Source organism: Pseudoalteromonas sp. Isolate6 (assembly GCF_022398435.1).
In the GTDB taxonomy this organism is placed as follows: Bacteria; Pseudomonadota; Gammaproteobacteria; order Enterobacterales; family Alteromonadaceae; genus Pseudoalteromonas; species Pseudoalteromonas galatheae.
This window is the reverse complement of sequence record NZ_JAKEVK010000191.1, coordinates 1-8,993: the sequence shown is the minus strand read 5'-3', so window position 1 is coordinate 8,993 and position 8,993 is coordinate 1. Positions and strand designations below refer to the sequence as shown.

Below are 8,993 nucleotides of genomic sequence, written 5' to 3'. Positions count from 1 at the left end.
CTGGTATGCCGAGTGGATGCCCAAGTTAAAAGGTGAACTAGATGATCACAATATCGAGATCCCACGTCATCAAAATGTGTTGGATGATATGTGCCACATCAAAGTGGTAAACGGTATTCCCAAGATTGATAAGGGCAAAACTAAAGATCATGACGGTAAAAAAACAGACAAGCGCCACGGTGACTTTGCGGTTGGTCTATGTATGGCTAACCGAGCTTGCTGGATGGACGGTTGCCCCATTGAGTTCACCCCGCTACCAAGCAAGAGCGGCAGCAACGACTTTAACTACGACGACCTAGGAAGTTTTCAGGGTGCGGGGTGCTGGTAATGCGCTGGCGTATCAAGTTCGAATACATCTTTACCACCGTAGGCGGCTTTATTGATATTGAAGCCCCCAGCTATGAAGCCGCAGAGCGCTACACCCTTGACCTCGATGTGTACGTGGTATCAATCAAACCTATTTTGCGAGTATAACTATGCTAGTAGACATTAATGGCGATCCGCTATCAATTAATAAGCTAGATCAAAATCAAACTGAAGAAAATGCTCAGGTGGGCATGTTGCTTAGGCAATATGCAGAACACCCAACGCAGGGGCTAACCCCTGCAAAGCTGGCCAGCTTGCTAAAAGAAGCGGAAGAAGGCAATTTGGCCGCGATGGCCGACTTGGCAAAGGACATCGAGGACAAAGACGGCCACATAAGCTGCGAACTGGGCAAGCGTCGCCGCGCTGTACTTGGGTTTGATTGGAAAATTAAGCCCCCACGTAATGCCTCAGCCGCTGAAAAGCGCGACGCAGAAATGATCGCCGAGGTCTTAGAGGACGCGACTTGGTTTACGGATTTTAAATTTGATTTAACCGACGCCATGCTAAAAGGCTTTTGTGCCAACGAGTTGCAATGGGACTACATCGAGAAGCAGCAGCTGATCACAGGTTACGCATACCGAGACCAAAACATATTTAAAACCCACCCCACAGACTTTAACCGCATTATGCTGAATGACAGCAGCGACGAAGGCGAAGCGTTGAATCCATTTGGCTGGGCGCTGCATATTCATAAATCAAAATCGGGTTATGTCCATAGGGCTGGATTGCTCTCCGTACTTGCTTGGCCATTCCTATTTAAGAATTTTAGCGTACGAGACTTAGCGGAGTTTTTAGAGATCTATGGTTTGCCTGTACGAGTGGGCAAATACCCCAGTGGCGCAACGGATGCAGAGAAAGCCACGCTTCTGCGTGCAGTGATGGCAATTGGCCATAACGCGGGCGGTATCATACCGCGTGGAATGGAAATTGATTTTCAAAGTGCAGCTAACGGCCAAGCAGATCCGTTTGAAAGTATGATCCGGTGGTGTGAACTAACTCAGTCTAAAGCGGTGTTAGGTGGCACGCTGACAAGCCAAGCGGACGGTAAAACCAGCACAAATGCCCTTGGCAGTGTCCACCAAGAAGTAAAAGAGGATATTACCCTTAGCGACTTGCACCAGCTTGAGCAGACCATAAACCGCGATGTGATCTACCCTATGTACGCGCTGAATGGTAAATCGTACAACGGTAATCGCCGGTTGCCACGTTTTGAGTTTGATACCTCGACTAGTGATGAGATGCGCGATCTGGCTTTCCCACTGCGCTCGCTAGTGAGCCTTGGAATGCAGATCCCTAAAACATGGGTTCATGAGCGTTTGAACATACCTGAACCAGGCGAAGGCGAAGCGGTATTGGAAATGCCAACCGAGCCGATGCCAGGCAATAACCCAGCGGCACTCAATACAGCAGTGGCCGCACTTAATGCGGAATACCAAACACGCAGCACACAAACAGAGCTAGATACCGCCATTGATGCAATCACCAGTGGCGATATGCGCGAAGAGTACAAAGCAACACTGCAACCGCTGCTAGATAAACTTAACCAAAGTGAAGAACTGGCAGCTATTGAGCTTACCGAGCTTTACCCCACAATCGACCAAGGCCAACTAACCGAAATGCTCGCCAAGCTGATTTTTGTGAGTGAGATTTGGGGCATGATTAATGAATAAGGTGGATTTAAGTATTGCCTTTAATAAGCCACCTGAGGATGCGGTGGCTTACTTTAAATCTAAAAGTTATGCGATAAGCGATGAGTGGCATGATGTGCTGACTACAGCGCACGCCAAAGCATTTACTGTGGCGCGGGTGCAGAGCATGGAAGTACTAGAGGCCATACGCAAGTACACCGACACAGCGCTTGCTGAGGGCTTAACGGCAAAACAATTTAGAGAGCAGCTAACGCCTGAGCTTCAGCGATTGGGTTGGTGGGGCAAAGCCAAGAATGAGCAAGGTGATGAAATCCAGCTGGGTAGCCCCTACCGCTTAAACAATATTTATCGCACCAATCTACAAACCGCCTATATGAGTGGCCGCTATCGCCGTATGTTGGCTCGCAGTAAAACGCATCCGTATTGGCAGTATGTTGCTATTGATGATGCACAAACACGGCCTGAACATAAACTGTTGCATGGCAAGGTGTTTAGGTTTGATGACCCCATTTGGCAAACCATATACCCACCCAATGGTTGGGGTTGTCGCTGTCGCGTTCGTGCGCTCACTGAGGCACAAGTAAAAGCGCGTGGATTAACCGTGGAGGATGGCAGCGGCTATGTACAGCAATTTGATGCAGAGATTGTGAGCCGCGAATCTGGCGAAGTTAAAACCACTGAGCATGCACGAGTTAAGTTACCCAGTGGCGATGTGATGACGCCAGATGTGGGCTGGGCCTATTCGCCTGGTCAGTCAGCCTTTGGCACTGACGTGGCCGTGGCAGTTAAGCTCGGCAAAGTGGAAGACGTACAGTTACGCGCTGAGACCATTCAGGCGCTCAACAATAGTGATGAACGGGCTAAAGCTTTTGAGCTATGGACGCGTAAAAGCATCGAGCGTATAGAGCAGTATCAAGCAGCAAAACTTGCTGGCGATAAGGCTGGCCTTAGAGCATTTGGCCCAAGGCCGCAACATAAAACGGTGGTGAGCTTTTTAAGTGATGACATAAACCAAAAGCTTTTAGATAAAGGCGTTGATGCGAGTAGAACGCTGGTATTGTCTGAGCGTGTGCTTGCTCATGCCCATAGTGAAAAACACAAAGCCAGTGGACAAGCACTTGAGCTAAGCGAGTATATCAACCTAAGCAAATGGATTAACCAAAGCGGTGCGAGCGTATTGTGGGAACCTGAGCGAAATGAGGTACTGTACGTAATAAACCAAGGTGAGCAAGCTATAAAGGTGATTGTTCGCTTTGACAGCAACAGCGACACACTAATTAATGTGTTTAAAGTCGACAGCGGTGACATTGAAGGTGGCATCAAAGGAGGAACCTATGAGGTGTGGCGGTAGGATGAGACTCGAACTCATATCATATATGCAGCGCATATAACCGTTACCCATTGGAAACACTACCACCACAAACAATTATTACCCAACAACTCGGTGATTACAATATGACCACAATTGAAATACTCACAAGCGGTGATGCAACTAAGGCGCTTGAGCAAATAGCACAGCGCTTTGATGACCTGAGCGACCCAATGAACGAGATAGCCGCCATTATGGAAGGCGCCACGGAAGTGGCCTTTGCTGACGAGCGCAGCCCTGTAACAGGCAAAGCATGGCCAGCACTTAGTGAAAACTACCTAAAACAAAACCCCAAACGTGTAGGTGGGCAAATGCTGCAAGTAAGCGCTGGCGGGCTAGCTGCCAGTATTGCCGCAGACAGCGGCGCGTTTTGGGCGCAGATTAGTAGTAACAAACCGTATGCCGCTATACAAAACCTTGGAGGATTGCCAGAAATGGCGCCTGGCCCTGCTGCCATTCCACAGCGTGAGTATTTAGGGATAAGCCTCAATGAAGAAACCAATATTTTGGACACTCTCAGCAACTATTTTACCGAAAACTAAAAAACGCCTCAGAAGCCCTCTGAGGCGTTTTTGCATACTCAAGTGCTAGCGTTGGGTGTTGTATGGTGTAACATGGTCGTTAAAGGCGTTTCGAAACGTTTCTATTAGCATTTGATAATGCCTGAGAACTGATAATTATTAAATCGAGGATTGCTACCAATAATGTGTAAAAGTTGTGAGGATAAAAGTTTATATCAGCAAGAGCAACATCAAGAGCTTAAACTGGAGCAAAGCTCAAAAATAGTCACTAGAATAATGTTAACCATTACTATATTGGCGATTATTGTAATTGGCTGCGCCATCATATTATATCTAGATGGGTTCAGCTCTTTGTTACCTCGTACATCCGACGCCAAAAACTTAGAATCATTAAGAGGCCAGTTCGGTGCTTTTGGAGATTTCTTTGGTGGAACCTTAAATCCACTACTGACTTTTTTCACTATTGTGCTGCTAGTATGCTCGCTTAGCTTGCAGTCTCAAGAGCTTAAAGCTTCAAGGACAGAACTCCGTAGAACGCGAAAGTCACATGAACAACAAGCTCAAGTTCTCAGCTCTCAGTTATATCACTCAAAGCAACAAGAATTGGTTCATGCACTTCAAAAGCATTTGGACTTTTTGAGAGAAATCATGAATAGAAAATGCATCACTCTTCCAGCAGTATTCAGCGACGATAATATTAACAGTAAAGCCATTGTACAAGCACACTATAAACTTAAGCGGTTGAAGAAAGAGTTAAAACTTGACAAAGCTATAGAAGAATTTGAACAGAAAAGAACATCTATAGCAGAGATACATGTACCATTCAAACGAGATACTTATCAATTTATCTTCGATGGTGATTTTGAGGGGCCAGAAGTTCAACAGCTGAGGCTGTTACCAAGTCTGTTTTTATCAGCTTTTAACATCTTTGACGAGCTTTATGAACACATGTTGCAATACTCAGAAGCACAAGACTCAGAACACTTGAACGCCCAAGACGCTATGAATCAATCTATGTTATCTATGCTTTTTAGCCAAATAGAGTATCTTTGCATAAGAGAGACAAATTATTTCCCCTCCAGACAGCCGAAAGATGAGCTATTAAAGCGTTATGCAGCTACCCAACAAAAATTAAAACCCAAACAGCTTTAAAACTTAAAAGTTACTCTATATGTGAAATTTTCTATGAAAACTAAACTGCGCGGTAAAATATCTAGCGATATAATAATAGCTTCTTCATATTTGATGGCGATTTTTATTGGCTACTTAATAGGCTTGGAACAAATAGGTCGGTCAGAAGTACTCTCTCTGGTCAAAGAATTCATTGAATTAACTGTACCTTTACTGGCACTATACATTGCTTTTGAAGGTTTAAACTCTTGGAAAAAAGCAGAAAGGACAAAGGTTGTATCTTCTCTTGCACAAGAAATCTTGAAAGATTTCAAGCCAAGGTTTGAGGTAGAAACAAATCACTGGAAAGTCAACATAGATTTCTTGATCAGAAAGCGGAATAACCTAAGTGTGACTGGAAAGTTAACTGAAGACCGCTATCGTGATTACCACGTTAAAGTTCTTAATGGGTTACACGAGTTTCAAAAAAGGTTACATAGACTCGATAGCGAGGTATTCGAAAAACACTACCATTACATCCTAATAATTAATGGGGAACTTTACACAAAGCATAAACAGTTTCAACAATTACTGCCTATATGGAGTCTAGATAACATGTTGCTTGAACAAAGGAACCATCCAGACTCTAATTTTGATGTAACTGAAGAGTATTCCGATAAGCTGCTTGAATCGCTAGTCTCATTATATCGGCAACTTTTAGAGCATGCGGGTGCAACAAGCTCCTAATTTTTTAATCCAGTTTAAAATACACTTCCAACCCAATTCCACATACTGGCACCAAGACAAACGTTTTAGTGCCAGAACATGCAAAATACCTCAACGCAACAATCCATAAACTGCCAGCACAAGCAATCACACATGGAGGTGACTTCTGTTGCTGTGTGTAATACACAAGCGCAGCATTTTGGCCTTGCGGTATGTAGCTTGGCAAGCGAACCTGAAGAAAGTGGTATAAGCCCTCGCGTGCTGCTGATGCCTGATGGGCCATTCTCTGGCCATGACGGTAGACCATTTGAAGTCCCTGGCAACAAATGGCTAATGGATGAAACGGCGTTTAACAATCTTAAAACCGCCGCCCTTAGCCGTGCTAACGATTACCTCTTTGATTACGACCACCAAACTCTATTTAAAGCACAAAACGGCCAACCTGCGCCAGCGGCTGGTTGGTTTGCATCCGACGGTTTGGAATATGTGCCAGGCGAAGGCGTATATGCCAAGAACGTAAAGTGGACTACGGCGGCACTGAGTGCGCTACGCAATAAAGAGTACCGCTACGTTAGCCCCGTGTTTGCGTACGACAAGTCTACAGGTCGCCCATTCAAATTACTTCACGTTGCCTTAACCAATGACCCCGCAGTACTGGGCATGGAAGAGGTAGCAGTGTTAAACCTGCAATACTCCTCAGGAGCACCCAAGATGAACGAAGCCCAACAGCTACTTGCTGCGCTTGGCATTACCGTGGACGGTGATGTTACCAGCGAGCATATCTCAAAAGGCAAAGCGGCCATTACCGAGCTGAAAAGCAAGGCCGATGGCGCAGAAGGTAAAGACAAACAAATTGCTGCCTTGAATTCACAGATTCAGCAAGCATCGTCGAGTGTGGATTTAACCAAGTTTGTGCCAGTTGATGTACACAATGCACTACGTGGCGAACTGGCCGCACTCAATAGCCAGCACCAAGGGGTGACTATTGAGACCGCTATTGATAAAGCCAAAGCTGAGGGCCGCGTGATTGCTGCCGAGATTGATTACCTCAAGCAGCTTGGTGAGCAAAGCGGACTTGCCGCCCTCAATGCGGTGTTAGATAGCCGACAACCTATTGCAGCGCTAAACGCTCAGCAGTCCAAACCAACCCCAACACCATCGCAGGACAAAACAGGCGTTGCCGCTTTGTCTGTCGAGGATATATACGCGGCTGACCAATTGGGTATTAGCCACAAAGATTACGCAGCACTGAAAGAGGAAGACCAGTAATGGCGATTATTACCCCCGCACTATTAACCAGCCTACAAGTTGGGTTTAAAAAGAACTTTCAAAATGGCTTAGACGAGGCGAAGCCGTCGTTTACGCAAATTGCCACGGTGATACCCTCAAGCACCAAAAGCAACACCTATGGCTGGTTAGGTAAATTTCCTTCACTGCAAAAATGGGTGGGCGACCGCCAATTGCAATCGATGAAAGCACACGCCTACAGCATTGTAAATGACGACTGGGAAGCCTCAATCAGTGTTGACCGTAACGACATTGAAGACGACGAACTGGGCATTTACGCACCACTGATGCAAGAAATGGGGCGCAGCGCAGCCATTCACCCGGATGAAGTGTGTTACCCGCTGTTAGCCTCTGGTTTTACGACGTTGTGTTACGACGGCCAAAACTATTTTGATACCGACCACCCCGTGTATGAAAAAGTAGATGGCTCCGGCGCGGTTGAAAGCGTCGCCAATATGGCTGCTGATGGCGCATACACAGGCCCCGCTTGGTATGTGCTCGACACCTCAAAAGTACTTAAACCGATTATTTTCCAAGAGCGCAAAAAGCCGCAATTTACGTCGATGACCAAACTGGATGACGAAGCGGTGTTTACCAGCAAGCTATTCAGATACGGCACCGATTGTCGCGATGCTGCGGGCTTTAGTTTTTGGCAACTCGCCTTCGGTAACAATCGTGAACTGAATGCCGACAACCTGTGGGATGCCATTACGAAAATGCGCGAATTTAAAGCCGATGGCGGCCGCAAGCTAGGCATTCGCCCAACCATCTTGGTTGTGCCACCAGGCCTTGAAAAAGTCGCCATGCGCTTACTTGAACGCGAACTCGATGCCAACAGCTCGAACGAGTTAAAAAACCGTTTAACGCTGGTTGTTGCCGACTACCTCTAGTACCTGCGCCCCTACGTGGGGCCAACCCATAGGATGAAAAATGAAATGGCTGAACCGACTATTTACCCTGTGCGCATTATCTCTCAGCAACCTGATGGCTACCGCCGCGCCAGCATTACCCTCAAACGTGGCGTTAACGAGCACCGTGTTACCGAGCCTCAGCTTGAAGCGCTTAAAAAAGATACACGCCTTACGGTGCAAGTTATACAAGCAAGTGAAAGTGCAGCGACGCAATCACACTTGGAGTCAGGAAGTGTGGGCAGCGATGTAGCACTGGACTTGAGCCAAGCCCCTGAAGAATTGGCGCACATCATTGCAGCATTGTATGAGCTGAAGCCAACCAAAAAGCCCAACGTGGATGAGTTGGCGTTTGAAGTGGATGGCATTAGTGGCGAGCAAAAACCGTCAGCCGCCGAGCGAGATGAAGCATGGGCTTGGTATCAAACACATGTTGTCAACGAGGAGCAATAAGCCATGACCTACGCTGCCGCTGAAGACATGCAAGCTCGCTTTAATCACCAAGACTTGGTGCTGCTTACTGAGCGTGAACACAGCACACCAGGTGAAGTGGATATGGCTGTGCTCACGCAAGCCCTTGAAGATGCCACAGCTGAGATTAACGCCTACTTATCTGGCCGTTACACGCTGCCACTTAACATTGTACCCACGGCATTGGTGCGCATTTGTTGTGATATTGCCCGCTACTTTTTAAGCGGCGATAACGCACCGGAGCATATTCACCAACGCTACATGGATGCAGTGAAGTTTTTAAAAGCGGTGAATGCAGGCACAGTGTCGCTGGGTATCGATAGTCAAGGTGATAAAGCAGAGACTAACGACACCGCCGTGATGGAATCAGCAGGCAGCGTATTTGCTCGCAACAAAGCCAAAGGGTTCATCTGATGTTTGAAATTAAAGATGACTTTTTAGCAGCGGGCCAACTGTTAGAAACAGCCTTAAGTGCAGTGCCTGGCATACGCCACGTTAAGGCGCTCGACGATCTAGCAGAGATAGACAAAACCAATCATACCCCGGCCTTGTTTTATCTCTACTACGGCGAGCAGCTAGCAGAAAC

At 46.7% G+C, this 8,993-nt stretch carries 10 protein-coding genes and 1 pseudogene; all 11 read left to right on the top strand.

All coding sequences use genetic code 11. From position 1 onward, the window contains the following. A pseudogene (locus L1D50_RS18820) lies at positions 1-328 on the top strand (hypothetical protein); the annotation flags it as partial. Continuing rightward, entirely contained in the window at positions 328-474 is a 147-nt protein-coding gene (locus L1D50_RS18815; RefSeq protein ID WP_157782780.1) for a hypothetical protein, read from the top strand. The pseudogene L1D50_RS18820 and the gene L1D50_RS18815, both read left to right, overlap by 1 nt. 2 nt (positions 475-476) lie before the next feature. Next, positions 477-2,036: a DUF935 domain-containing protein gene (locus L1D50_RS18810; protein WP_239966594.1), complete on the top strand. Its 1,560-nt coding sequence runs from the start codon at positions 477-479 to the stop codon at positions 2,034-2,036. Then, positions 2,029-3,366: a phage minor head protein gene (locus tag L1D50_RS18805; RefSeq protein WP_239966593.1), complete on the top strand. Its 1,338-nt coding sequence runs from the start codon at positions 2,029-2,031 to the stop codon at positions 3,364-3,366. Before L1D50_RS18810 ends, L1D50_RS18805 begins: the two co-directional genes overlap by 8 nt. Before the next feature lie 104 nt (positions 3,367-3,470). Then, the gene (locus L1D50_RS18800; RefSeq protein ID WP_239966592.1) at positions 3,471-3,926 is read left to right on the top strand and encodes a phage virion morphogenesis protein; all 456 of its coding nucleotides are present in this window, start codon (positions 3,471-3,473) and stop codon (positions 3,924-3,926) included. 162 nt (positions 3,927-4,088) lie between these two features. Then, positions 4,089-5,057, top strand: coding sequence for a hypothetical protein (locus L1D50_RS18795; RefSeq protein WP_239966591.1), 969 nt, complete (start codon positions 4,089-4,091; stop codon positions 5,055-5,057). A gap of 33 nt (positions 5,058-5,090) precedes the next feature. Next, entirely contained in the window at positions 5,091-5,762 is a 672-nt protein-coding gene (locus L1D50_RS18790) for a hypothetical protein (protein ID WP_239966590.1), read from the top strand. A 78-nt stretch (positions 5,763-5,840) separates the two neighbouring features. Then, positions 5,841-7,010: a phage protease gene (locus L1D50_RS18785; protein WP_239966589.1), complete on the top strand. Its 1,170-nt coding sequence runs from the start codon at positions 5,841-5,843 to the stop codon at positions 7,008-7,010. Beyond that, positions 7,010-7,918, top strand: a complete 909-nt coding sequence (locus L1D50_RS18780; protein ID WP_239966588.1) for a Mu-like prophage major head subunit gpT family protein — start codon at positions 7,010-7,012, stop codon at positions 7,916-7,918. The genes L1D50_RS18785 and L1D50_RS18780 overlap by 1 nt, the downstream gene beginning before the upstream one ends. Before the next feature lie 33 nt (positions 7,919-7,951). Continuing rightward, the gene (locus tag L1D50_RS18775) at positions 7,952-8,389 is read left to right on the top strand and encodes an HI1506-related protein (protein WP_239966587.1); all 438 of its coding nucleotides are present in this window, start codon (positions 7,952-7,954) and stop codon (positions 8,387-8,389) included. A gap of 3 nt (positions 8,390-8,392) precedes the next feature. Continuing rightward, positions 8,393-8,821: a phage protein Gp36 family protein gene (locus tag L1D50_RS18770; protein ID WP_239966586.1), complete on the top strand. Its 429-nt coding sequence runs from the start codon at positions 8,393-8,395 to the stop codon at positions 8,819-8,821. The last annotated feature ends 172 nt before the right edge of the window (positions 8,822-8,993 follow it).

Excerpts from the sequence above, each read along its gene's own strand:
- L1D50_RS18815 (WP_157782780.1), top strand. The coding sequence starts at position 328 with ATGCGCTGGCGTATCAAGTTCGAATACATCTTTACCACCGTAGGCGGC.
- L1D50_RS18810 (WP_239966594.1), top strand. The coding sequence starts at position 477 with ATGCTAGTAGACATTAATGGCGATCCGCTATCAATTAATAAGCTAGAT.
- L1D50_RS18805 (WP_239966593.1), top strand. The coding sequence starts at position 2,029 with ATGAATAAGGTGGATTTAAGTATTGCCTTTAATAAGCCACCTGAGGAT.
- L1D50_RS18800 (WP_239966592.1), top strand. The coding sequence starts at position 3,471 with ATGACCACAATTGAAATACTCACAAGCGGTGATGCAACTAAGGCGCTT.
- L1D50_RS18795 (WP_239966591.1), top strand. The coding sequence starts at position 4,089 with ATGTGTAAAAGTTGTGAGGATAAAAGTTTATATCAGCAAGAGCAACAT.
- L1D50_RS18790 (WP_239966590.1), top strand. The coding sequence starts at position 5,091 with ATGAAAACTAAACTGCGCGGTAAAATATCTAGCGATATAATAATAGCT.
- L1D50_RS18785 (WP_239966589.1), top strand. The coding sequence starts at position 5,841 with ATGCAAAATACCTCAACGCAACAATCCATAAACTGCCAGCACAAGCAA.
- L1D50_RS18780 (WP_239966588.1), top strand. The coding sequence starts at position 7,010 with ATGGCGATTATTACCCCCGCACTATTAACCAGCCTACAAGTTGGGTTT.
- L1D50_RS18775 (WP_239966587.1), top strand. The coding sequence starts at position 7,952 with ATGAAAAATGAAATGGCTGAACCGACTATTTACCCTGTGCGCATTATC.
- L1D50_RS18770 (WP_239966586.1), top strand. The coding sequence starts at position 8,393 with ATGACCTACGCTGCCGCTGAAGACATGCAAGCTCGCTTTAATCACCAA.